We start from the raw sequence: 23,601 nt of genomic DNA on the forward strand, positions 1-23,601 counted from the left end.
TTTCGGTTGTCATTCGTTGCCGGAAAGACCATCCGTAAATATCTTAAAAAAAACCACAAAAAAGACTGAATACAATCCGGTGAATTCAGTCTCTATCCGGTATTATCGTTTCGGGTAATTAAAAACTATATGTAATACCTGTCCAGACAATACTTGAATATGATTTATTAACCATTGGGCTATCTTTAATTTCAGACGGTAGCCATTCAACACGCCCCATCATAAATACAGACCATGTCTGGTTAAATTCATAATTGGCAGATAATTCCAGGTAGGGAGTCCAACTATCACCTGGCGTATATTTTTCCAACCCGCTACGATGTGATTCACGCTCTTTAATACCATATTCGTAACGATTTTGTTTTTTACTATTCCAGACCACACCTAATCCTGGTTGTAATGACAAACTCCCTATTTCAAAGTCATATAAATAAGCCAGGTCAACCGTGATCCCTTTACTGTTACTTAAAGTATCCGCCGCAAAAGAACTGCGTAACGTTCCCCAATCTTCAATATGACGATAACTAAAACCGCCCATCATGGTATCGCGACGTTTATCCAGCTTTTTCAGCTGCTTATCTTCATTGTCTTTTGGGCTGAAACTTTGAGGATAATAATACACATCCAAAGATAATTTATCTTTCGGTTCGTTCCACAAATAATACCCAGCAGCTAAAGTATGAAAATAGAAATTGTCAGTTTCATAATTAACCATTGGAACAGGTGACACTTTATCTTTACTCTTTACTCCCTTATAAGGTGGTGACTGAGCCAGAACAGATACGCCAACTGACCACTGCCCTGCATAAGCTACCGATGAAGAAAAACAAAAAGTGATGGCTGCCGCTAGAACTTTTGCTTTGTTGATCATTATTAACTATTTCCTATAAAACAATTATGCGATTGGCTATTATCAAGTGTAAGTGTAAAAGATCATCTCCCTTATTTCCAAGAATAACATAGTATTTTTGTCCAAAAAGCACTATATGTCTAAATTATGCTTAATTTTCTTAACGAAAACATACAGATTATATGTGAAAAACAAATATATTAATTTAGAGAAATCGATAACTTATTTTCTGAATAATACCAGCAATAAATTATTATTTATCATTCTCTCAATCAGAGCAAAACCGTCCTATCTGGTATTTAATGACATAGAGATACCGGGACCCGATCCGCCAGTGCACACAACAATTCATAACCAATCGTTCCAGGGATCTCTGCCACATCATCCACCGGCAGGTTTTGCCCCCACAATTCGACAGGGCTGCCAATTTGGGCTTGCGGGCAAGGTGTCAAATCCACTGACAGCATGTCCATTGATACTGCTCCTAACACCTGAGTTCTGACGCCATCGACAATAACCGGGGTTCCTGTCATTGCTTTACGGGGGTAGCCATCAGCATAACCACAGGCAACAGTACCGACTCGAATAGGGCCTGATGCGGTATATTTACCGCCATAACCGATTTTTTCTCCAGCCTTGAGATGCTGAATGGCAATAATCTCACTTTGCAGACTCATCACGGCTTGCAACCCAATATCCGCAATATCTTTCCACTTTCCACTCGGAGAAGCACCATAAAGCACAATACCGGGACGTACCCAATCCCGATGAGTTTGCGGATACCACAGAGACGCGGCTGAATTAGCCAAACATTGAGCAATATCCAAACCCTGACTGACTGAATTAATAATGTTAAGTTGTTCCGTAACGCCAATTTCTTTATTATCTGCATTCGCAAAATGCGACATCAACGTGATTTGCCCAATTTGCCGGATCCCCCTTGCCAGCGATAAAACCTCTCTATATTGATCCGCAGGAAAGCCCAACCGATTCATGCCGCTGTTTAGTTTTAGATAAATATCGATTGGCCTATTCAAACTAGCCATCTCGATTGCTTTAAGTTGCCAATGACTGTGTACTACCGTTGTCAACTGATACTGATCAATTATCGACAAATCTTCAGGTTTGAAAAACCCCTCCAACAGCAAGATCGGCCGCTGCCAACCCTGCTCCCGCAATAAAATGGCCTCATTAAACTCAAGTAAAGCAAATCCATCTGTCTGATCGAGATACCGCCATAGACAACGCAGGCCATGCCCATAAGCATTTGCTTTAACTACAGACCAGATTTTGCTATTACCGACCCTATTACGAATAATCGCCAGGTTATTTTTCAACGCATCAAGATGGATCGTTGCCGAAATCGGACGTGGCATATCAGCCCCTCAGTTCAGTGTGCAATTGATGGCCCCATGACCCTAATTTCGTATTAAAACCATTAACATAACGGAATACTGATAAATCATCAGAAGCAATGGAAGTCTTCTTGCCTGAAATAAGATCAGCCAGTAACTGACTGGAACCACATGCCATTGTCCATCCTAACGTGCCATGTCCTGTATTGAGGTAGAGATTGTTATAGTCAGTCGGACCAACAATTGGAGTACCGTCTGGTGTCATTGGCCGTAAGCCTGTCCAGAAATTAGCCTGAGCAATATCGCCCCCTCCCGGATAGAGATCCTGCACCACCATTTTTAATGTTTCACAACGTGCTTTAAGCACATTCAAATTGAAGCCCACAACTTCTGCCATGCCGCCAACACGAATACGATTGTCAAACCGGGTGATCGCAATTTTGTATGTTTCATCCAACGCAGTCGAGACCGGAGCCCGTTCTGCGTCTACGATAGGCATAGTTAATGAATAACCTTTCAGTGGATATACCGGGATTTTGACAAGACCCTTCAACAGTTCAGTGGAATAGGCGCCCATCGCAACAACATAGCTGTCTGCCGTCATGACGCCATCTTCACACTGGACACCCGTAATACGATGCTCCTCTACCAGCAACTGTTTGACCTGTTTATTAAACAAAAACGTAACCCCAGCCGTTTCTGCTATTTTTGCCAATTCTTTGGTAAAAAGCTGACAATCACCCGTTTCATCGTTCGGTAATTGTAAGCCTCCCGTCAGTTTATGAGCGACATGGGCCAGTGCCGGTTCGACTGTCGCCAGTTTATCTGCCGTTAACAGGTTGTAAGGCACACCTTCTTGCTCAAGAACCGCGATGTCATTCATCGCATTATCAAACTGCTTATTGGTGCGGAATAATTGAAGTGTGCCCCCCTGACGACCTTCGTATTGAATACCGGTATCTGCCCTTAACTGTTTGATACAATCGCGGCTGTACTCTGCCAGCCGTACCATCCGGCTTTTATTGATTGCATAGTGGCTTGCATCACAATTGCGCAACATCTGCCACATCCAGCGTAACTGAAACAACGAACCATCAGGGCGGATAGACAGCGGAGCATGACGTTGAAACATCCATTTAATGGCTTTCAGTGGGATACCTGGCGCTCCCCACGGCGTTGCGTATCCTGGCGAGATCTGACCGGCATTCGCCGCGCTGGTTTCCTGCGCAGCACTTCCCTGACGGTCAATAACGGTTACTTCATGACCTTGCTGTACCAAATACCAGGCACTGGTTACACCAATAACGCCACTACCTAAAACAAGGATTTTCATCATGGTCCCCTGATGATTAAAAATTTAGCCAAGCATAATATGCTGCCTAAAAAAAACCAATATAGGACAATCATCGGTAACGTCAATAATCTACATTTATGATTTAGATCACAATAATATTACATTTATGCAACAAGGATGTTTGTTGCTTATACACAAGCAATTTACAAAGACTGATACTAAGATGATGAAATTAAAATAAAAATCAAGATTTATATCGCATGCTAATTATTGAATATCTAGTAATTATTCTTATTTTTTCAGCGAAAATGATGAATCAATTAAACAACCACAAGATACCAATAACCATCAATTAATCGAAATAAAAATTCAATAAAAACCCATAAATTCAGAATAGTATTCTGAATTTATATATTGATGATTGACTTGAGATAAGGGGAAAAAAGAAACAAAATTCCCGGGGCAGCGTATTCTGCCCCGGGTCAGTTCAAAATAGTTTTGATTTGAAACTAATGAATTGGATTAAGACTTGGCATTAAGTAAAAATACTAACGAGATATCAACGACAAACTTCAGCTAAATCACTTGGCATCGTACTTTGCATACTGTGCCAAATGATACCGCTCTCTTTACCATAATTACGTACACACTCCATGACCTTATCATAGGATTTATCCTGGCATAATACCGCCAGTTGCTGATAAAAGTTCAATGCCAATTTGCGGGCCTCAGGATTAGAGAAGTAATAACGTCCTACACGGGTATACAGCCCTTTCAACCCATTGATAATAAGGCCGTAAATTGGATTGTCTGAAGCAAAAGCCAAACCACGGAAAATATCATAATCCAGAGCGCTGAAAGACTCTGAGTTATCTTCCACATTCTCTTTTTTTGCCAACACTTCCAATGACTGACTTGGATTATGCCTAAAAGCTGTGCGAATAAATATTGCGGCAATATTCGTTCTCACTGCCAGTAGATTATCAATTAACTCAGGAACGCGATCGTGATCAAGACGAGCCAGTGTTTCTAAAATATTAAGACCGGATGTTTCCCAAAAGTTATTCACTTTTGTTGGCTTGCCATGCTGAATAGTTAACCAACCATCGCGTGCCAAACGCTGCAATACCTCACGCAGGGTAGTCCTTGTTACACCAATCAACTCAGATAATTCACGTTCTGCCGGAAGAATAGAGCCAGGAGGAAAACGACCGTTCCATATACTCTCAATAATATACTCTTCCGCAAAACCTGCGGGACTTTGAGCCTTAATGACCATATTTTTGTTATTCCAACGTGAATTTTTCAACTAATAATAGATGAAATTATATCAGAATGCGCCCCTCCAATATAGCGGTCTAGTCTAGAAACCACAAAAACGGTCACGAAAAAAGCACACAAATTGTTTAACTGTGCCTCATCTCCCTTAAAATATTTTGTATTAAAGCGTACTATTGTTTAGAGAACACAACTTTACGAATTTAGAGGAATTTTAATTATCATGGAAACCAATATCCGGAAAGCGGCGATAAAAAACTTTCTCGGTAACTCACCGAATTGGTATAAGTTGGCTATCATCGCTTTTCTTATCATCAACCCACTTGTATTCTTCATCATCAACCCATTTGTTGCCGGCTGGCTGCTGGTTGTCGAATTTATCTTTACTTTGGCAATGGCGCTTAAATGCTACCCGTTACAACCCGGTGGCCTGTTAGCCATTGAAGCGGTCATCATCGGTATGACCTCACCTCAACAAATTGGTCATGAAATTGCTAATAACCTGGAAGTTGTTCTGCTGCTGATATTTATGGTCGCAGGGATTTACTTCATGAAGCAGTTATTATTATTTGCGTTCACTAAACTTCTTCTATCCATAAAATCCAAACGGATGCTTGCCCTGGCATTTTGTTTAGCCAGTGCATTCCTCTCAGCATTTCTTGATGCCCTGACGGTTATCGCGGTAGTTATTAGTGTTTCCCTTGGCTTCTATTCTATCTATAACAATTTTATCTCTGATCAGCATGATGCATTGAAGCCGAATAGCGATCGTCATATTGATGCAGAGAAAAGGAAACAAACGCTCGCACAGTTTCGTGCTTTTTTACGTAGCCTGATGATGCATGCAGGTTTAGGGACTGCGCTCGGTGGTGTGATGACCATGGTGGGAGAACCCCAAAATCTGATTATCGCCAAAAGTGTTGGCTGGGATTTCGTCACCTTCTTTATTCGCATGGCTCCGGTTACCTTGCCTGTTTTTATCTGTGGACTGCTGGTCTGTTTTCTGGTCGAGCACTTTAAGTTATTCGGTTATGGTGCAGAATTGCCGGAACGCGTCCGGCAAGTGCTGGAAAATTATGATAAAAAAGCCAGCGTAAAACGAACCCGCCAGGAAAAAGCGCAGCTTATTGCTCAGGCACTGATTGGCCTATGGCTAATTGTCGCTCTGGCATTTCATTTGGCAGAGGTTGGTCTGATCGGTCTGTCAGTTATCATTCTGACCACCTCTTTTTGCGGTATCACGGAAGAACATGCGCTAGGCAAAGCGTTTGAAGAGGCATTGCCATTCACGGCATTATTAACGGTTTTCTTTTCCGTTGTTGCAGTGATAGTTGACCAACAACTGTTTACGCCATTTATTCAGTTCGTCTTGCAGGCTTCAGAAACTTCTCAGCTTTCTCTGTTTTATCTGTTTAATGGCCTGCTCTCAGCCGTGTCAGATAACGTATTTGTTGGTACGGTTTATATCAATGAAGCCAAGGCTGCTATGCAAGAAGGGCTGATTTCACATCAACAATATGAATACCTGGCGGTTGCCATTAATACCGGTACGAACCTGCCTTCTGTTGCGACACCTAACGGACAAGCTGCATTCCTGTTCCTGCTGACCTCAACGTTATCACCCTTAATCCGTCTGTCTTATGGCCGAATGGTCATGATGGCATTGCCCTATACCATCGTGATGACGCTGGCTGGTTTGCTATGTGTGGAATTTCTGTTAGTTCCGATGACCGACATCATGGTTCATTGGGGTTTAATCGCGTTGCCATAACCGGCAACAAATTTATTTCATAACGTTATTACCCATGCCGGATTGAGCGCTAATTATGTTCAATCCGGCTTTATTTTTTACCCGAAAAAACAAATTTACTTTAATTAACTTTTTTTGTTGCATTTTAGGCGGCAAAATAGGCGTTCAATTATTTATCTTATTTGCATGGAAAAAAGGACATGATGCGATTTTTAACCCACTGTTCTCAAGGACGAAACGCATGGCTGTTAATGGCTTTAACTGCCTTAATACTGGAAGGTTCAGCCTTATATTTTCAGCACGTGATGAAATTACAGCCCTGTGTGATGTGTATTTATGAGCGGGTTGCTCTGTTTGGTGTGTTCGGTGCTGGATTACTGGGCGCAATCGCGCCAAAAACGCCGTTACGTTGGTTGGCTATTATTTTGTGGATCTACAGTGCCTGGCGTGGCCTGCAATTGGCATGGGAACATACTATAATCCAATTATATCCTTCCCCATTTAATACTTGTGATTTTTTTGTAAACTTTCCTTCATGGTTAGCATTAGATAAATGGCTCCCTTCGGTGTTTGAAGCCTCCGGTGACTGTTCAGCAAGACAATGGCAATTTCTGTCATTAGAGATGCCACAATGGTTAGTTGGTATTTTTGCCGCTTATCTGGTTGTTGCTGTATTGGTGTTGATCAGCCAATTTTTTGATCGTAAATAATTGCCAATTCAGACGCTAAAACAGTTGGCTGGTGAATCAAATATACTCGCAGAATCATGCCTAAGGTATCTACCACAGTGATCCCAACGGCATGTTCCTGCTCAAACAGACAGTTGCCTGATTTCTACTTTAAATTGGTGCGCAAGAACCTTGCAATAACGCCCTTTCATCACAACGTTTGCCATTCACCAACTGACACACCGGTGTTTGTGTACCATTTAATTGTACGGCTAATGCAGGTGTACCACCTGCATAAATACAAGTTGCTCTGGCATCAATTCCAAGACCAATTTCTGGCTGAGAATATTGTATCGCCTGATATTGGACAAATGTTTTCCCTGTTTGACGACTACAGCCAGCCAATAAAGCAAAATTAAAGAGCAGTGCTCCTAATAAAACTTTATTGAATCCCTTCTTATCGTCGATATTTAACATATCTCTTCTCCGAAAAACAATTCAGGGAAAACCATGCAGCATCATTAATTAATGTGCACTGCTGTCAGAAAGCAAATTTATTACCATAACGCCCGCAATAATAAGCGCCATACCTAACATAGCCGCCCAATCCAACTTCTGCTGATATAAAAATATCGCCGCAACAGAAACCAGCACAATACCAAGGCCAGACCATATCGCGTAGGCAACGCCCAATGGCACAACTTTAACTACATGAGATAATGCCCAAAAAGCAATGCCATATCCAACAATGACCAGTATAGAAGGGAATAATTTACTAAACCCATCGGAAGCTTTTAATGAAGCGGTTGCCACAACCTCAGCAACAATTGCCATTGCTAAATATACAAATCCATTCATAACTTTACTCTCTATAACAGAAAAACATAAATTGAACAACACTAATAGACAAAAACGGGCTGAATCTATCACAAATCCTGGCAAGAGTAACGTAACAAAAATGATATATTTCGTCCCCTAAATCCAATTCAAACATTATTTACAGCGTGTCCGTGAAGTATCCTGATGACAGGAAGATCATTGGAAAGATTCTACAAGAAGTATGGAAAAGTGCTAATGATAGCTTCCAGTTTTGCGATTCAGACCAAAATCATTCAGCACGAGAACCTTTACCATCACTTGGGAAAATATAGCGTCGAGGGATTAAACACCGATATATTTATAAGTTAAAAATAATCCTATTATCTGATTAGGCAATCATTGTGGAACTAAAAGAAACCTATACTGTCTGAATTTGAGTAATCTTATTTCAACACGCTTTGAGGGGCAAAATAGTATGGAGAGGAACATTCAACCCGGTTTCTGTGTAGTACAACAACCTGGAGGATTAAGTTTTCAGGCAAGCTTGTTGTTCAGTCATTCGAATAGCAAAGCGGCCCGGTATTTTATGGAGTTGAATGCCGATAACCGGTACCTGAAACCAGGGCAGATTCTACTTGTTGCCGATCCTGATTCTTATAATCCGCCGCATATAATGCAGCTATTAAAGCAATCCCAGTATGAAATAAACCAATCCGTTTCGAGCTTGCCTAATGAATATGCCGCATTTTTGCATCACCATTTTGGTCTGTTTCATTATTTACTGGATCAGGGAGGAACACTTATCGGTACTGCTTCATCACTGAGTGGAAGCTATTTTTCTGCAATTAATAAAAACCTGTCAGATTTACAGTCTCTTTATGAGAAAGAATATCGGTTAAATGGGCTAAATCGGAAGTATGCCAGCCCCGATTTTTATCTAGAAAGACAGAAGATTATGGGTAATCTAAAGAGACTATTGAATAAGGTTGGGAGACTTTCTTTAAAAATCGAAGAACATCCTAACTTAAAACATGCGCTAAAGTTATCAACCAAAGCCATTGCCCATCAATGGGATAAAGCAGGGATTGGTGCAATAAAAGGATATAGTCAAACAATTATCCAAGGTGAAAAAATGGCTAAATGGATGAAGTACGGTGGCCGTATTGCGATCGGATTGGACTTTGTTGATACCACCGGGCAGATTATTGATGCCTGTAATTACGGACAATCAGGAAAATGTGAAAAAGTGGCAGTTAAGGAATATAGTAAATTTGCTGGTAGAACAGGAGGGGGAATGCTTGGAGGATATGTGGGCAGTATAGAAGCAGGGGCAGCATGTATTGCTCTTGGGGCTGCAACGGGGGGTTTAGTTGCAGGACTCTGCATAGTTGGGGGCGGTTTAGCGGGTGGGGCCATAGGTAGCTATACACTTGACAATACTATGGGATTCTTTGCAGATATGTTTATAGGAGATTAATGATGAATATATTAGATTTAATCACAATTATTTCCGTTATTTTTTTCTTCTTCTTTTTAATTATATCAATAGCTATTTATAAGATAAATCAAAAAAAAATGGATGAAATTATTGAATCATATATTAGCGAAGGGCTTTATTTGTCAGCAGGCGTAAAATTAGGCCGATTCTTAGGCGTTCATGGTCAATTTCAGGTTGCTGTATTTTTCTATAAATTACTAACCGGTAAGAGAATGAGAATAAATGAAAAAGATAGCAAATACATGTACCAGAAATCTTATGATTTCATTCAAAACTTACCCTCTAATTTAACTCATTGGATAAAAATATATTTTATCACCATTAATATAAGTGGAGCCTTCTTCTTTATATTAATGGCAATATACTTATTTAAAACATACGATTAATTTTAAACTGAAATCTGTTAGATATTCAATAGGATATTAATATGAATAGAATCACTTTTATCATTTTACTTATTTCTTGCATTTCTTTTTTTCTTTTTCTGGCTATATCAATAATTATTTACAAAATAAACCAAAAAAAGATGGATAAAATTATTGAATTATATATGAAAGAAGGATTTTGTTTGTCATCAGGAGCATATATGGGTCATCTTATGGGTATTCATGGTCAATTTTATCCTGCCGTATTTTTCTATAGGCTATTAACAGGAAAAAGAATAAGAATAAGAATAAGAATAAATAGACCTGATAGTAAATATATGCCCCAAGAATCTTATGATTTTATTCAAAGTTTACCCTCCAGTTTAACTCACTGGATAAAAATATATTTCATTACCATTAATATAAGTTTTGCATTCTTCTTTATATCATTAATAACGAGTTTATGTCACAAATACTCTTATCTTTTAAATTAACAACTAAAATATGCTGAAAATTCAATGAGATATTAATATGCACAGAATAATTCCTCTTATCGTTGCTGTCTCTTATATTTCCTTTATTGTATTTTTCATTATATCAGTAGCTATTTACAAGATAAATCAGCATAATATAAATAAAATTATTGAATTATATATGGAAGCTGGGCTTTATATGTCAGCGGGAGCAAGAATGGGCCATTTTTTAGGCATTTATGGTCAATTTTATGTCGCTGTATTTTTCTATAGGCTATTAACCAGAAAAAAAATTAGGATAAATGAGCCTGATAGTAAATATATGTATAAAAAATCCTATGATTTTATTCAGAAATTATCAAAAAGAACAACAAATTGGTTAAAAATTTACATGACAACTATCACTATTAGCTTAATGTCTTTCGCTATTGGAATAGTATTTCTTACATATGATAAATATGCCTGGCAATTTTTCAGTTAGGGATTTTTTGCAAATTTACTTACAGAGAATTTATTATGAACATATCAGACTTAATAACAATTATTTCCGTTATTTTTTTCTTCTTCTTTTTAATTATATCAATAGCCATTTACAAAACAAATCAAAAAAAGATGGATGAAATTATTGAATCATATATTAGCGAAGGGCTTTATTTGTCAGCAGGCGTAGAATTAGGCCGGTTCTTAGGCGTTCATGGTAAATTTCAGGTTGCTGTATTTTTCTATAAATTACTAACCGGTAAGAGAATGAGAATAAATGAAAAAGATAGCAAATACATGTACCAGAAATCTTATGATTTCATTCAAAACTTACCCTTTAATTTAACTCATTGGATAAAAATATATTTTATCACCATTAATATAAGTGGAGCCTTCTTCTTTATATTAATGGCAATATACTTATTTAAAACATACGATTAATTTTAAACTGAAATCTGTTAGATATTCAATAGGATATTAATATGAATAGAATCACTTTTATCATTTTACTTATTTCTTGCATTTCTTTTTTTCTTTTTCTGGCTATATCAATAATTATTTACAAAATAAACCAAAAAAAGATGGATAAAATTATTGAATTATATATGAAAGAAGGATTTTGTTTGTCATCAGGAGCATATATGGGTCATCTTATGGGTATTCAAGGTCAGTTTTATCCTGCCGTATTTTTCTATAGGTTATTAACAGAAAAAAGAATAAGAATAAATAGACCTGATAGTAAATATATGCCTCAAGAATCTTATGATTTTATTCAAAGTTTACCTTCTAGTTTAACTCACTGGATAAAAATATATTTTATTACCATTAATATAAGTGGAACATGCTTCTTTATATCATTAATAACGAGTTTATGTCACAAATACTCTTATCTTTTAAACTAACAACTAAATCCAACTAAAATATGTTGAAAATTCAATGAGATATTAATATGAATAGAATAATTTATACTATCATGCTTATCCTTTACATTTTATTTCTTGCTTTGCTTGTTGTATCAATAATCATTTACAAAATAAATCAGAAAAAGATGGATAAAATTATTGAGTTATATATGAAAGAAGGATTTTGTTTGTCATCAGGAGTATATACGGGTCATCTTATGGGTATTCAAGGTCAGCTTTATCCGGCCATGTTTTTCTATAGGTTATTAACAGGAAAAAGAATAAGAATAAATAGACCTGATAGTAAATATATGCCCCAAGAATCTTATGATCTCATTCAAAAATTACCAAAAAACATGACAAATTGGTTGAAAGCCTATATTTTAACTATCTCTATCAGCCTATTATCCTTCGCTATTGACATGATATTTTCTTTATATTTTAAATACTTCTGAGAGACTATAAGTGAATAATATGAATATTTTAAAATACGTTACATTCTTTATATCCTGTTCTGCCTTTTTCTTAATTCTGGTATTTATTATTTTTTACATGTTAAACAGTTCGAAATTTAGAGAACTAACGGAGATTTATATCCGTGAAGGTTATTCTATACCTCAAATCATCTATATGTCTTCATTCTCAGGGATCTTTGGCAGCATTATTGTTTCTTGTTTTTTCTATCAGTTGATAACCAAGAGAAAATTACCACTATCATATTCTTTTATAGAGAACTCCATACCAAATGAAGCTTTTATATTCGCAAAAAAAATCCCTAAAAAATTATCATCATTTATAATAAGATACTACTATATTTCTATATTTATGATGATATTATTTTTACTAACCGCATTGTTATTGCCAATGTACAAATTTCTGCTCAATACCTAAAATAATCATCACAACATTAGGGGAGATTGGGGAGATGAATTTATTTACAATGCTATTATAAGTAAATAATATGAATACTTTTAAACACATGGCTGCATTCAGTATAAGTTTATTTTTAGGCATTATTATGATTATTCTCTATGCAATAAAAAATTCAAAGCTCAGACAAATTACAGATTTTTACACCCAGAAAGGCTTTTTCATTCCACAAATTATACATATATTCTCATTTACAGGAATTTCTGGCAGCTTTACCGTGGCCTGCTTTTTTTATCAAAAAATAACAAGAAAGAGAACCATTATATCTCATGCTTACATAGGTAATTCCATCTCAGATGAAGCCAATTCTTTCGTCAAAAGATTTTCTTGGAAAATATCCACTTTTATAAAGGTGTACTATTATATTTTTATGTTGTTTATAGTTGTCTTTATTACTGGCATTGATAAACGAATTTTTCATTAAAATATAGCGAAAATTTTTCATTAACATTATTAAAGGTGAATAACATGAACATTCTAAATAATACAATTAACTTTATCATGATTTCTTTATTTTTAGTTAGCATGTTTTTGCTACTATTTTTATTCGTTTTTTATGGAATAAAGAAGACATCCTTCATAGAAATCAGAGAAAAATATACACAAAATGGCTTTTTTATACCACAAATTATATATGCAATATCGTTTTCCAGTTTTTTTGGCAGTTATTATCTATCATGTTTCTTCTACCAGATAATAACTGGAAGGAAGACTATAATATCTCGTTTTTATATAGGTAATTCCATACCACAAGAAGCATATGAGTTCGCAAAGAGTATACCTAAAAAACTTGCTTCAATAATGATTATCTATTATTATTTTTTTTCTATTTCTATATTCTCATTCACCTTAAGTAGTATACTTGCATTGTTATACAAGTATTTAACGAATACATAAAGCAAACCCTATTAATTAAAAGACCGATAGAAAATTAACATGAACAGATCAACTCTTATCATTATGACTATCCTTTATATTTTATTTCTTGCTTGTTTTGTTGTATCAATAGCCATTTACAAAATAAATCAAAAACTTAAACATATCAATTATATTTGATAATTAGGATTACGATAACCACAACTTATTTATATTAATATATTTACTTCAAAAAACACGCCTAGTTATTAACTAAAAACTAAGCGTATAAATTATAGTTATCAATAAACCATCTCATCCCAGATACAATATCCTGATGTTCCTGCCATATAATGCCGACAAGTAATGTTAACATACTGAACTGAAACAACTTCCTCCGGTTGTCCTTTATTATCATTAACAACATGCGGATAATTAACATTCAAACCGCAAATTTTTGCCCCAGTGAGCAAGATGGAATAGAAAAGTTCCTGTGAGCCTATTTGCGAGGTCCGATAAACATCAAATGTCAATTCCATTTTTTCACGATTAGCCGCCGCTATCATTAATAATGGTGAAGATTTATCTAATGGTTTAATGAAGTTTACCGGCTGATAATTGACATTCTGCGCGACAGTCAAGCCATGATTAAATTGCAGTACCATAATTTGATTTTCATGTCCATTCTGATACCGGTTACCAATAGAATCCAGAGTTGAGCATCCTTGAGAAATAAGCCCTTGCGTTTCACCTTTTATCGTTACATAAATCATATTTGCCATACTATTTATCCTATATTTTTGCTTAATCTTTCATTCTGAACTACTTTTTTGGCATTTCAATGATAAAATTGTAAAAAACAGTCAAATATATTATATAAATGTAAATACAGAACACCTACAATCAATCTAAAAGCGCAATCCTTATCTTCTATAACAGAAAAAGCTGTCAATTCATCAGTATTAACGGGTAAAAACGAGCGGAATCCATCACAAACTCTTTAAGGTGCCAAGTGATAAAAATGGTATACTCTCCCCCCTAAATTCCATTTAAACATTATTTACAGAGCGTCCGTGGTGGATCAGAAAGCACAATATAACCAAAACAAATTACAGAAACGTTTACGCCGTGATGTCGGTCAGGCCATCGCTGATTTCAATATGATTGAGGAAGGCGACCGTATTATGGTCTGCCTTTCCGGTGGTAAAGACAGCTATACCCTGTTGTCTATCCTGCAAAATCTGCAAAAAAGCGCTCCGGTTAATTTCTCACTTGTTGCAGTTAATCTGGATCAGAAACAGCCAGGTTTTCCTGAGCATATCCTTCCCGCTTATCTGGATGAACTGGGTGTCGAATATAAAATTGTTGAAGAAAACACTTACGGCATTGTGAAAGAAAAAATACCCGAAGGTAAAACAACGTGTTCTCTTTGTTCCCGTCTGCGTCGGGGCATTTTATATCGTACTGCGACTGAGTTGGGCGCAACTAAGATTGCATTAGGGCATCACCGCGATGATATTTTGCAAACCCTGTTTCTCAATATGTTTTACGGCGGCAAGCTAAAAGGGATGCCACCGAAGTTAATGAGTGATGATGGTAAGCATATTGTAATTCGTCCCCTCGCCTATTGCCGTGAGAAAGATATTGAACGCTATACTGCCGCCAAAGCGTTTCCTATCATTCCTTGTAATCTCTGTGGCTCGCAGCCAAATTTGCAGCGCCAGGTTATCAAAGATATGTTACGGGAATGGGATAAACGCTATCCGGGAAGGATTGAAACAATGTTCCGTGCGGTACAAAATGTCGTTCCATCCCATCTCAGTGATTTTAATCTGTTCGATTTTAAAAATATCACTCATGGAAGTGACGTTATTGATGGTGGTGATCTCGCTTTTGACCGCGAAGAATTACCTGTACAACCCGCCGTTGATATAGAAGATCAACCCGATTATCAATCAGAACGGCTGGATATTGTCGAAGTAAAATAGTTATCCTTAATTATACCGCTCCAGATATATTTCAGAGCGGTAATTTTATTTTTCACTGCTTTTTTATTTAAAATTTCCCTATTCTGCTTACAACAACAATGAAAAAATGCCGATATTAAAAAGTAATATCGGCACAAGAATGGGCAATTATTCTGTATAAAGACTCATGTGAGAAAAATTACAATTACGGAGAACAACGTTCATCGCTTAACGTTGTTTTCACCTGCGAGAGTTATAATGCCCCAATGATGCCGGGTGAGTATTGATCTATCTCAAATTAAGGGTCAGTTTTAGCAATATTTCCCGGTGGTTGCGTTTTATTTCTCTGAGCAATTATTTAATTTTCATAACCATCTACTGCGCTTTAACCACCACGCAACAAATATAATCAATCCCAATAATAACAAGCAAAAAATACTAAAGCCCAAATAATATTCATTGCCTGGGATACCACCAAGGTTGACGCCAAATAATCCGGTCAGGAATGTTGTTGGCAAAAAAACCATCGCAAATAATGACATAACATAAGTGCGACGATTCATCGCATCCGCCATCATTGATGTAATTTCATCTGAAATAATGGCGGTACGGGCAATGCAACCATCCAAATCATCCAATTCCCTTCCCAGACGCTCGGAAATCTCCTGCATCCGACGGCGATCTTCATCACTCATCCAAGGTAATCTTTCACTGGCAAGACGGGCAAATACATCTCTCTGAGGCGCCATATAACGACGCAAAACAATCAATTGCTTACGCAGCAAAGCCAATCCACCCCGCCCCGGTATTCGCTGCTCCAGAATCATATTCTCAAGCTCAATAAGATTGTCATGAAGATCTTCAATAAAATTACCGACTTCATCAGTGATTGCATCAACCATGTCGACCAGCCAGTGCCCGGTAGTTTGCGCGCCAATGCCATTTTGCAAATCACTCAATACTTGTTCAAGTGAATGAACTTTACGATGCCGGCTGGAAATAACAATTTTAGAATTAATATAAATACGGAACACCACCAGCTGATCGGGGCGTTCACTTTCATTGCTATTAATTGTTCGCAATGTGATCATCGTACCATCGCCGGTACGGATTATTTTCGGCCTCAAACTTTCCCCAGCCAACCCCACTTTCACTGATTCCGGTAATAAATCCGTCTCCATTATCCAGCGATAACTCTTGGGATTACGGTAATCCAGATGTTGCCAGAAAGGTTGAGCTGGTGTGGCTGATGCATTCATATCTATCGCTGTCATACCGCCTCGACCATCAAACTGACAGGTATAGACTGCATCGGCATCTTTAAATGATGAACCATAAATTGTTTCCACATCCAGCTCCTTACTTTTAGTGCTTGATAATGTACATAGTATGGCTATAGGCCACATCTTCAGGATTGGTGATCGGGTATGCTTTTAACCAAGGTTTTATCAACCGGCCGTTTGTATACTGATAAATCGGTGCAATAGGCGCCTGTTCAGCAATCATCTGTTCCGCTCTGTTATAGTCATCGTTTCTCCGGGCATCATCCGTTTGCAAACTGGCAGATTGGAGTAGTTTGTCATAATTAGCCTGATGGAATTTGGCAATATTGCCACTATGCGTTGAAGTCAACAGGCTCAGAAACGTGGATGGTTCGTTATAATCCCCCACCCAAGATGCACGAATAACATCAAAATTACCGGTGTTGCGGTTATCAATATACGTTTTCCATTCCTGATTCACCAGATTCACCTGTACGCCCAGTTTTTTCTTCCACATAGAGGCAACAGCAATAGCAATTTTCTGATGGTTTTCGGAACTATTATAGAGCAGAGAAAGTTTCAGTGGGTTGTTCAAGCCATAACCCGCCGCCTGTAGCAGCGTCTTGGCCTGTTGGTCCAGTTCTGCTTGTGTGTGTTGTTCCATGTCACTGATCACAGGATGGAAACCCGCAGTCACATCCGGCGTGAAATGCCAGGCGGGTTTCTCTCCTGTTCCCAATACTTTTTCCGCAATAATTTTACGGTCAATTGCCATAGAAAGCGCTTTACGCACTCTGGCATCATTGGTTGGGGCTCGTTGGGTGTTAAAGGCGTAATAATAGGTACCCAATTGATCCGGCGTATAAACCTGCCCAGGTAATTCATGGCGCAACTTTTTGTACATATTTTTCGGGAAGGATTCGGTAATATCCAGATCACCAGCCAGATAGCGTTTAGTCGCGTGTGATTCCTGATTAATGGGTACGAATGTGACTTTGGTCAGAACCGTTTTTTTATGATCCCAGTAATAAGGATTTGGCGTCAGAACGATTTTCTCATTCACAACCCGATCGTGTAATTTGAAAGCACCGTTCCCCACCAAATTACCAACCTTTATCCACTCTTTCCCATATTTTTCTACCGTTTTCTTATTGACCGGATAGAGACTGAAATTCGCGGTCAGATTGGGGAAATAAGGCACAGGCCGGTTTAGCGTCACCTGTAATATGTGCGTATCAATAGCCTTAACACCCAGTTTTACAGCAGGCAATTTTCCGTCAATAATTTCTTGCGCATTCTCAATACCTGCCAGGGCGGCAAACCAGGCAAAAGGAGAGGTATTAACCGGGGTGACTAATCGCTGCCAACTATACACAAAATCCGCCGCAGTAACCGGTTCCCCATTTGACCAACGGGCATCAGAACGCAACGTAAAAAACCAGGTTTTATTGTCTGCCGTTTTCCATGCTGTCGCGACACCGGGGATTGCATTGCCATACGCATCCTGATTTACCAGCCCTTCAAACAGATCACGCTGAACCTGAGCCTCCGTCAAGCCCACCGCATTAATCGGGTCTAAGGATGCCGGTTCGTCTTTTAGATGACGTACCAATTCTTGTCTGTCATTAAGCTGAGTACCGGGAGGCACTTCCGCAGCAAAGGCAGAAGCAATGAGAAAAGAGCCACTGATAAGTAGCGCACATGAAGTCAAGCTGAAATAGCGCATTAAGGTAATCTGCCCTGTATGTAAAATAATTATTCCAGAATCGAATTATAAGCCATTGTCAAAGTAGCACAATCAGACAATTTTACTTCACAGGTGCTATTTTGATGGGCAAGAGCCGACTATTCTTCTACACTGGGAGGCTGTGGTTCATTTATCAGAGGAAGAAAACTATGACACAAACAGTAAAATTTCAAGGCAATGATATTTCCGTAAGCGGCCATTTCCCAAAATCAGGGGAAAAAGCGAAAGATTTTACTCTGACAGCCAAAGATCTCTCCGATGTCTCTCTCAGCCACTATGCCGGAAAACGTAAGGTGCTGAATATTTTCCCAAGCATTGATACCGGTGTTTGTGCAGCATCGGTCCGTAAATTTAATCAGGCAGCGAATGACCTGGAAAATACCGTTGTACTGTGCATTTCCGCCGATCTGCCTTTTGCGCAGTCACGTTTCTGCGGCGCGGAAGGGTTATCAAATGTGGTCACTCTTTCTACTCTGCGTGGCGGTACTTTCACTGAAGATTATGGCGTTGCTATCAGCAACAGCCCTCTGCGTGGTCTCACAGCCCGGGCAGTCGTTGTGCTTGATGAAAACGATAACGTGATTTACAGCCAATTAGTTGATGAAATCACTAATGAGCCAGATTATGACAACGCACTGGCGGCACTGAAATAAATCCATTGATTTTATACCCAATAGATTTCAAGTTGCAGCGCGGCGGCAAGTGAACGCAGCCAACAAAGCAGCAACTTGAAAGATGAAGGGTATATAATGCCCACTTAAAGTGGGCATTATTTCACTCATCATTATCCAATTCATGCCCGGCAGAATGCTTCCTGCTGCTCAGGCCATATTCTCTCAATTTATTGGCAATCGCAGTATGCGATACCCCAAGACGTTTAGCCAGTTTACGAGTACTTGGGTAGTGCCGGTAAAGACGCGTCAACACCGAGCGTTCAAAGCGTTTACTGATTTCATCCAAAGAACCATTGAACACATCTTCACTAAAAGAGATCTCTGTTTCAAATTCCGGCAGTTGTATATCCCGCGGAGCCAGCTCCATATTTTCAAGCTGAGTCAATGCCCGATAGATGGCGTTCTGTAACTGCCTTACGTTACCGGGCCAACTGTAACTAGCCAGAAAGTGAGGAAGTTCAGGGGATAGTTTAGGTTTCGGTACCCCTTGTTCTTCAGAAAAGCGCTCAATAAAGTATTCCACCAGCGGCATAATATCCGCTTTACGATCACGCAGTGGCGGAAGCATAATAGTCAGTACATTAAGGCGATAATAGAGATCTTCGCGGAATTCTCCCCGCTGTACTAATTCAACCAGGTTTTTCTGTGTAGCACAGATGACTCTGACATTCACTTTAACTTCGTTTTCTTCCCCTACTCTGCGGAAAGTGCCATCATTAAGAAAACGCAGCAACTTAATCTGCATCTGTGGCGACATTTCGCCAATCTCATCCAGCAAAACAGTGCCGCCATTGGCCTGCTCGAAGAAACCTTTTTTCCCTTCAATGGCATTAGGATAAGCACCGGCAGCATAGCCAAACAGTTCGCTTTCTACGACATCATCCGGCATAGATGCACAGTTTAACCCCAGAAAAGGTTGTTTCCCGCGCAAACTGTGCAAATGACAAGCTTTCGCCAAAATATCTTTACCGGTTCCTGTCTCACCAATCAGAAGCAGTGGCGCATCCAACATCGCTATTTTGCGGGCCTGCTCAATAATCTGAGCCATTTTTGGGCTAACAGAGATAATTCTCCTAAACTCACCACCATCATTGACAGTCAGTTTTTTCAGCTGATGACCTATCCGGGCAGCGGATTTGAGCATAATCACAGTGCCGACACACTGTATTTGCTGCTTTTCGTCAGTCAGTTGAATTGGCATAATATCCATCAGGTAGTCCAGACCTTTGAGCGTTATCCTTTCCACACGTTGCTGGCTATTTTTATTTTCAAACCAGCGCGTGAAGTTATAACCGCTGATAAACTGCCCGATAGGTTTTTGATAGATTTCTTCCTCACTAACGCCAAACAACTTGAACACAGCAGAGTTAACAAGCTCAATATTTCCTTTTAGATCAACTGAAAAAACAGGCTCAGGCAAAGATTCCAACAGTGCGCACATCGCTTTGTGTTCTCTTTCCGAAGGTAGAAAAGAGACCGTACGAACATCAATAACACCATTAATACGGCGAATTTCTGCCATTAATCTACGGAATATATTGAAATCAACCGGTGAAAAATTAAGATAAATCCGGCCAGTTTGGGATATTTCCACCCCTTTCAAATCAATATCCTGTAATACCAGTAGATCAAGCAATTCCCGGGTCAACCCGATTCGATCATGGCAAATAACTTCTAAGCGCATCTGTTTTGACCTTATTTACACTAATACATATAATTTTTCTAAATACTACTCTCTACGATTATTCATATGAAGCATTCTGTCAGCAAAAATTGACAAGAATCCGGTTTTTTAATGGAGTAAATAACACAGCATTTGAAATTTTCACTAAAATAAACAGATTCTAAGATTAACTATAAAATGGTTTAATAAAATAACGTAAAATTCTACCGTTATCTGGATATTTTGTGCGTTAGTATAGAATTAAAGTATATATCATTTAATCAACTGTGTTCTTAGACTTATTTGGCAGGATATTCTTAAGTTGAGTGATTAACTGGCGACGGAAATCTCCTAATTTAGGTTTATCACCCTCTATCCAAGGCAGTGGCCTGCATAACTCCATGGCTTTAATGCCAAGCCGAGCTGTCAGTAAACCCACACCGATCCCTTGAGCGGCTCTGGCAGAAAGACGCGCAGCAATATCCTGAGATAGCCAATCCATCCCAACTTCCCGCACCACCTCTGAAACACCCGAAAAAACAATATTAAGCAAAACAAGACGGAAAAGCCGAATGCGACTGAAATATCCCAGTTCAATACCATAAAGCGCAGCAATACGGTTAATCAGCCGGATATTGCGCCAGGCAATAAATGCCATATCGACAATCGCTAACGGGCTGACGGCTATCATTAATGCTGATTCCGCAGCATAGCGGCTGATCTCAGCTCTTGCCTGAGAATCCAAAACAGGCTGAACCAATTTACCGTACAACGCCACCACTTCACGATCGTTATGTGTATCATGTAAAGCAGCCTGCCAACGCTGTAATGCCGGATGATGCGGCTCAATACCCGCCTGACTTGCCAACTTTTCGCAAAATGCCCGGCCTTTACCCACACCATGATTTTGCAGTAGCTCTTTCGCTGTATCACGTTCCTCAGCACGCATTCTTAGCCGGTGAAAACGACGCCATTCACTGACCACAGAACCCATACCGGCAAATACTATCATTCCCCCCGCCGCGGCCACACCTAACGCAATCCAATCCTGTTGCTGCCATGACCGATAAATCCACTGCACAGACTGAGCAACAACACTCATTCCCAGTAAAATCAGAGCGCCATAGACCATTTTACGCCAATAACTGCGCCGGGGTTTCAATGCCGCATTCACTATTCCTTCTACCTGGCCTTCGCACTCTTCAGCCTCAAGCTCTGGTGAGGCAGGACAGAAATTCGCTGTGTCTTTTCCATCAAAGATCTGAGCGGGTTTTAAAACCGGTTCTTGTGGCTCCAATAAGGGTTCTTCAAAGTCAATTCTTGGCTTCAGAGAATCTGTCATTTCACTTTATCTCCCAGTAAAAACTCCAGCACGGTATCCAGCCGGATATGCGGCAATGGTGCATCAATATTCACCTGACGGGGGCTGAATTCTTCGAAACAGAAACCCTGCTTTTGCCAGAAATTATCCCCGGGCAAACTCCGTGGCACTTCACCGGGGAAAAATGTCAGTAATTTACCATCTGTCAAGCGATGTCCTTTCAGCGCCGGGACGTTTTCACCATGATGTTCAATCATGCCACTTTCTGTCGCCCGTACCGATGCCAAACCAACACAATCCATGCTGATGCCTTCAAAAGCCGCATTTTGTCTGGCCTCTTGCACCAATTGTTGCAGTAAAGCAACCAGATTGGCATGTTGATCTGCGGTAACATGATCAGCCTTACTGGCAGCAAACATTAACTTGTCAATACAAGGGGAAAACAGGCGGCGGAAAAGTGTTCGTTTGCCATAATGAAAACTCTGCATTAATTGTGTCAGCGCCAAGCGCATATCATTAAACACATGTGGCCCGCTGTTTAATGGCTGTAAACAATCTACCAACACAATTTGCCGGTCAAAACGCAGAAAATGTTCTTTATAGAACCCCTTCACGACTGACTGACAGTAATATTCAAAACGCTTACGCAGCATACCGATATTCGTATGTTGATCTGCCTGAGTAAACGGTGACTCAGCGATATGACCGATATCCGGCCACGGAAAAAACTGTAAAGCCGGAGCCCCCATCATTTCACCCGGCAGAACAAATCTCCCCGGTTGAATAAAATGTAATCCTTGTTCTTTGCATTTAATCAGGTATTCCGTATATGCCTGAGCAATAGCAGCCAATAGATTCTCATCCGCCGGCGCCAATGGATCGCACTGTTTACACAGTTCCAGCCAGGGTTTTGCCCATTCAGCTCTCTGTCCCTGCAATAAACCATTCATCTGGCGTGACCATGCTAAATAATTTTGTGCCAACATCGGCAAATCCAGCAGCCATTCGCCGGGATAATCGACAATTTCCAGATATAACGTGGCAGTCTCTTTAAAATGGCGCAGCAGAGCATTCTCAGAACGGTAACGAAGCGCCAAGCGGATTTCACTGACACCTCGTGTCGGGGTCGGCCAGACGGGAGGAGTACCATAAAGCGCGGTCAATCCTTCATCATAAGCAAAACGAGGAACCCCCAAATCCCGTTGGGGAACCCGTTTCACCCCCAGCAGGCGACCATCACGCACAGCAGAAAATAGCGGCAACCGAGCGCCGCTATGGAGATGAAGTAACTGATTAACCAAAGATGTAATAAACGCTGTTTTACCACTACGGCTTAATCCTGTAACAGCTAACCGTAAATGACGATCCATCCCGCGGTTAACAAGCGCCGTTAATTCATTTTGTAGCCGTTTCATGTCTGTCCTATGGTAAGTCTTACGACAATTTCATT

Annotated in this window: 23 protein-coding genes; 11 read left to right on the forward strand and 12 right to left on the reverse strand. The window is 39.4% G+C overall.

Features of this window, described 5'->3' with window-relative positions; all coding sequences use genetic code 11:
• Nucleotides 1-118 precede the first annotated feature (118 nt).
• The 4 genes from LGZ99_RS01135 to fadR all read right to left on the reverse strand — a co-directional run bounded on the left by LGZ99_RS01135 (nucleotide 119) and on the right by fadR (nucleotide 4,778).
• Nucleotides 119-871 carry a MipA/OmpV family protein gene (locus LGZ99_RS01135; RefSeq protein ID WP_023045179.1) on the reverse strand — a complete coding sequence of 251 codons (753 nt, stop codon included), beginning with the start codon at nucleotides 869-871 and terminating at the stop codon, nucleotides 119-121.
• A 278-nt stretch (nucleotides 872-1,149) separates the two neighbouring features.
• The gene (dadX, locus tag LGZ99_RS01140) at nucleotides 1,150-2,226 is read right to left on the reverse strand and encodes a catabolic alanine racemase DadX (RefSeq protein WP_021325547.1); all 1,077 of its coding nucleotides are present in this window, start codon (nucleotides 2,224-2,226) and stop codon (nucleotides 1,150-1,152) included.
• 1 nt (nucleotide 2,227) lies between these two features.
• Entirely contained in the window at nucleotides 2,228-3,538 is a 1,311-nt protein-coding gene (locus LGZ99_RS01145; protein ID WP_021325548.1) for a D-amino acid dehydrogenase, read from the reverse strand.
• 520 nt (nucleotides 3,539-4,058) lie between these two features.
• Nucleotides 4,059-4,778 (reverse strand): fatty acid metabolism transcriptional regulator FadR, encoded by a 720-nt coding sequence (fadR, locus tag LGZ99_RS01150; RefSeq protein ID WP_021325549.1) that lies wholly within the window; start codon nucleotides 4,776-4,778, stop codon nucleotides 4,059-4,061.
• 222 nt (nucleotides 4,779-5,000) lie between these two features.
• Between fadR and nhaB the strand changes: the two genes are divergently transcribed.
• Together nhaB and dsbB are read left to right on the forward strand one after the other, a co-directional pair.
• Entirely contained in the window at nucleotides 5,001-6,548 is a 1,548-nt protein-coding gene (gene nhaB, locus LGZ99_RS01155; RefSeq protein ID WP_262978801.1) for a sodium/proton antiporter NhaB, read from the forward strand.
• 179 nt (nucleotides 6,549-6,727) lie between these two features.
• Entirely contained in the window at nucleotides 6,728-7,237 is a 510-nt protein-coding gene (gene dsbB, locus LGZ99_RS01160) for a disulfide bond formation protein DsbB (RefSeq protein WP_023045177.1), read from the forward strand.
• 129 nt (nucleotides 7,238-7,366) lie between these two features.
• On the opposite strand, the gene LGZ99_RS01165 is transcribed toward dsbB, so the two are convergent.
• Together LGZ99_RS01165 and LGZ99_RS01170 are read right to left on the reverse strand one after the other, a co-directional pair.
• On the reverse strand, nucleotides 7,367-7,672 hold the full coding sequence (locus LGZ99_RS01165; RefSeq protein ID WP_021325551.1) for a putative hemolysin: 306 nt from the start codon (nucleotides 7,670-7,672) through the stop codon (nucleotides 7,367-7,369).
• A gap of 48 nt (nucleotides 7,673-7,720) precedes the next feature.
• Nucleotides 7,721-8,053 carry a DMT family transporter gene (locus tag LGZ99_RS01170; protein WP_021325552.1) on the reverse strand — a complete coding sequence of 111 codons (333 nt, stop codon included), beginning with the start codon at nucleotides 8,051-8,053 and terminating at the stop codon, nucleotides 7,721-7,723.
• 436 nt (nucleotides 8,054-8,489) lie between these two features.
• Here LGZ99_RS01170 and LGZ99_RS01175 point away from each other — a divergent pair, with 436 nt between their 5' ends.
• The 7 genes from LGZ99_RS01175 to LGZ99_RS01205 are packed head-to-tail and all read left to right on the forward strand — an operon-like array spanning nucleotide 8,490 to nucleotide 12,187.
• Entirely contained in the window at nucleotides 8,490-9,491 is a 1,002-nt protein-coding gene (locus LGZ99_RS01175) for a hypothetical protein (protein WP_051769144.1), read from the forward strand.
• A 2-nt stretch (nucleotides 9,492-9,493) separates the two neighbouring features.
• Nucleotides 9,494-9,898 carry a hypothetical protein gene (locus tag LGZ99_RS01180; RefSeq protein ID WP_031281038.1) on the forward strand — a complete coding sequence of 135 codons (405 nt, stop codon included), beginning with the start codon at nucleotides 9,494-9,496 and terminating at the stop codon, nucleotides 9,896-9,898.
• A 41-nt stretch (nucleotides 9,899-9,939) separates the two neighbouring features.
• On the forward strand, nucleotides 9,940-10,371 hold the full coding sequence (locus tag LGZ99_RS01185; protein WP_262978802.1) for a hypothetical protein: 432 nt from the start codon (nucleotides 9,940-9,942) through the stop codon (nucleotides 10,369-10,371).
• A 37-nt stretch (nucleotides 10,372-10,408) separates the two neighbouring features.
• Nucleotides 10,409-10,831 (forward strand): hypothetical protein, encoded by a 423-nt coding sequence (locus LGZ99_RS01190; RefSeq protein WP_023045172.1) that lies wholly within the window; start codon nucleotides 10,409-10,411, stop codon nucleotides 10,829-10,831.
• Between the two features lie 35 nt (nucleotides 10,832-10,866).
• The gene (locus LGZ99_RS01195; protein ID WP_262978803.1) at nucleotides 10,867-11,271 is read left to right on the forward strand and encodes a hypothetical protein; all 405 of its coding nucleotides are present in this window, start codon (nucleotides 10,867-10,869) and stop codon (nucleotides 11,269-11,271) included.
• Between the two features lie 41 nt (nucleotides 11,272-11,312).
• A complete protein-coding gene (locus LGZ99_RS01200) occupies nucleotides 11,313-11,732 on the forward strand; it encodes a hypothetical protein (RefSeq protein ID WP_262978804.1) in 420 nt (139 codons plus the stop codon).
• A gap of 47 nt (nucleotides 11,733-11,779) precedes the next feature.
• Nucleotides 11,780-12,187 (forward strand): hypothetical protein, encoded by a 408-nt coding sequence (locus LGZ99_RS01205; protein ID WP_262978805.1) that lies wholly within the window; start codon nucleotides 11,780-11,782, stop codon nucleotides 12,185-12,187.
• Nucleotides 12,188-13,819: 1,632 nt separating this feature from the next.
• Here the strand turns inward: LGZ99_RS01205 and LGZ99_RS01210 are convergent.
• Nucleotides 13,820-14,299, reverse strand: coding sequence for an Hcp family type VI secretion system effector (locus LGZ99_RS01210; protein WP_021325589.1), 480 nt, complete (start codon nucleotides 14,297-14,299; stop codon nucleotides 13,820-13,822).
• Nucleotides 14,300-14,575: 276 nt separating this feature from the next.
• Between LGZ99_RS01210 and ttcA the strand changes: the two genes are divergently transcribed.
• Nucleotides 14,576-15,505: a tRNA 2-thiocytidine(32) synthetase TtcA gene (ttcA, locus tag LGZ99_RS01215; protein ID WP_200862505.1), complete on the forward strand. Its 930-nt coding sequence runs from the start codon at nucleotides 14,576-14,578 to the stop codon at nucleotides 15,503-15,505.
• Between the two features lie 344 nt (nucleotides 15,506-15,849).
• On the opposite strand, the gene zntB is transcribed toward ttcA, so the two are convergent.
• Both zntB and LGZ99_RS01225 read right to left on the reverse strand, forming a co-directional pair.
• Nucleotides 15,850-16,833 carry a zinc transporter ZntB gene (gene zntB, locus LGZ99_RS01220; RefSeq protein WP_021325591.1) on the reverse strand — a complete coding sequence of 328 codons (984 nt, stop codon included), beginning with the start codon at nucleotides 16,831-16,833 and terminating at the stop codon, nucleotides 15,850-15,852.
• Nucleotides 16,834-16,849: 16 nt separating this feature from the next.
• Nucleotides 16,850-18,472, reverse strand: coding sequence for a peptide ABC transporter substrate-binding protein (locus LGZ99_RS01225; RefSeq protein ID WP_262978806.1), 1,623 nt, complete (start codon nucleotides 18,470-18,472; stop codon nucleotides 16,850-16,852).
• A 170-nt stretch (nucleotides 18,473-18,642) separates the two neighbouring features.
• On the opposite strand from LGZ99_RS01225, the gene tpx reads away from it, so the two are divergent.
• Nucleotides 18,643-19,146, forward strand: a complete 504-nt coding sequence (gene tpx, locus LGZ99_RS01230) for a thiol peroxidase (RefSeq protein ID WP_021325593.1) — start codon at nucleotides 18,643-18,645, stop codon at nucleotides 19,144-19,146.
• Between the two features lie 121 nt (nucleotides 19,147-19,267).
• On the opposite strand, the gene tyrR is transcribed toward tpx, so the two are convergent.
• The 3 genes from tyrR to LGZ99_RS01245 form a co-directional block, all read right to left on the reverse strand.
• On the reverse strand, nucleotides 19,268-20,851 hold the full coding sequence (gene tyrR / locus LGZ99_RS01235; RefSeq protein ID WP_021325594.1) for a transcriptional regulator TyrR: 1,584 nt from the start codon (nucleotides 20,849-20,851) through the stop codon (nucleotides 19,268-19,270).
• Nucleotides 20,852-21,107: 256 nt separating this feature from the next.
• A complete protein-coding gene (locus LGZ99_RS01240; protein WP_021325595.1) occupies nucleotides 21,108-22,172 on the reverse strand; it encodes a YcjF family protein in 1,065 nt (354 codons plus the stop codon).
• The gene (locus tag LGZ99_RS01245; protein WP_036840477.1) at nucleotides 22,169-23,566 is read right to left on the reverse strand and encodes a YcjX family GTP-binding protein; all 1,398 of its coding nucleotides are present in this window, start codon (nucleotides 23,564-23,566) and stop codon (nucleotides 22,169-22,171) included. Before LGZ99_RS01245 ends, LGZ99_RS01240 begins: the two co-directional genes overlap by 4 nt.
• Nucleotides 23,567-23,601: the final 35 nt, after the last annotated feature.

Origin of the sequence: Photorhabdus temperata (assembly GCF_025384845.1) — a bacterium.
In the GTDB taxonomy this organism is placed as follows: domain Bacteria; phylum Pseudomonadota; class Gammaproteobacteria; order Enterobacterales; family Enterobacteriaceae; genus Photorhabdus; species Photorhabdus temperata.

Coding starts and splice junctions, on each gene's coding strand:
- LGZ99_RS01180 (WP_031281038.1), top strand. CDS start 9,494: ATGAATATATTAGATTTAATCACAATTATTTCCGTTATTTTTTTCTTC.
- dsbB (WP_023045177.1), top strand. CDS start 6,728: ATGATGCGATTTTTAACCCACTGTTCTCAAGGACGAAACGCATGGCTG.
- dadX (WP_021325547.1), bottom strand. CDS start 2,226: ATGCCACGTCCGATTTCGGCAACGATCCATCTTGATGCGTTGAAAAAT.
- LGZ99_RS01145 (WP_021325548.1), bottom strand. CDS start 3,538: ATGAAAATCCTTGTTTTAGGTAGTGGCGTTATTGGTGTAACCAGTGCC.
- LGZ99_RS01245 (WP_036840477.1), bottom strand. CDS start 23,566: ATGAAACGGCTACAAAATGAATTAACGGCGCTTGTTAACCGCGGGATG.
- LGZ99_RS01200 (WP_262978804.1), top strand. CDS start 11,313: ATGAATAGAATCACTTTTATCATTTTACTTATTTCTTGCATTTCTTTT.
- fadR (WP_021325549.1), bottom strand. CDS start 4,778: ATGGTCATTAAGGCTCAAAGTCCCGCAGGTTTTGCGGAAGAGTATATT.
- LGZ99_RS01195 (WP_262978803.1), top strand. CDS start 10,867: ATGAACATATCAGACTTAATAACAATTATTTCCGTTATTTTTTTCTTC.
- LGZ99_RS01185 (WP_262978802.1), top strand. CDS start 9,940: ATGAATAGAATCACTTTTATCATTTTACTTATTTCTTGCATTTCTTTT.
- nhaB (WP_262978801.1), top strand. CDS start 5,001: ATGGAAACCAATATCCGGAAAGCGGCGATAAAAAACTTTCTCGGTAAC.
- LGZ99_RS01175 (WP_051769144.1), top strand. CDS start 8,490: ATGGAGAGGAACATTCAACCCGGTTTCTGTGTAGTACAACAACCTGGA.
- LGZ99_RS01240 (WP_021325595.1), bottom strand. CDS start 22,172: ATGACAGATTCTCTGAAGCCAAGAATTGACTTTGAAGAACCCTTATTG.
- tyrR (WP_021325594.1), bottom strand. CDS start 20,851: ATGCGCTTAGAAGTTATTTGCCATGATCGAATCGGGTTGACCCGGGAA.
- LGZ99_RS01135 (WP_023045179.1), bottom strand. CDS start 871: ATGATCAACAAAGCAAAAGTTCTAGCGGCAGCCATCACTTTTTGTTTT.
- LGZ99_RS01165 (WP_021325551.1), bottom strand. CDS start 7,672: ATGTTAAATATCGACGATAAGAAGGGATTCAATAAAGTTTTATTAGGA.
- LGZ99_RS01170 (WP_021325552.1), bottom strand. CDS start 8,053: ATGAATGGATTTGTATATTTAGCAATGGCAATTGTTGCTGAGGTTGTG.
- LGZ99_RS01205 (WP_262978805.1), top strand. CDS start 11,780: ATGAATAGAATAATTTATACTATCATGCTTATCCTTTACATTTTATTT.
- LGZ99_RS01210 (WP_021325589.1), bottom strand. CDS start 14,299: ATGGCAAATATGATTTATGTAACGATAAAAGGTGAAACGCAAGGGCTT.
- LGZ99_RS01190 (WP_023045172.1), top strand. CDS start 10,409: ATGCACAGAATAATTCCTCTTATCGTTGCTGTCTCTTATATTTCCTTT.
- tpx (WP_021325593.1), top strand. CDS start 18,643: ATGACACAAACAGTAAAATTTCAAGGCAATGATATTTCCGTAAGCGGC.
- LGZ99_RS01225 (WP_262978806.1), bottom strand. CDS start 18,472: ATGCGCTATTTCAGCTTGACTTCATGTGCGCTACTTATCAGTGGCTCT.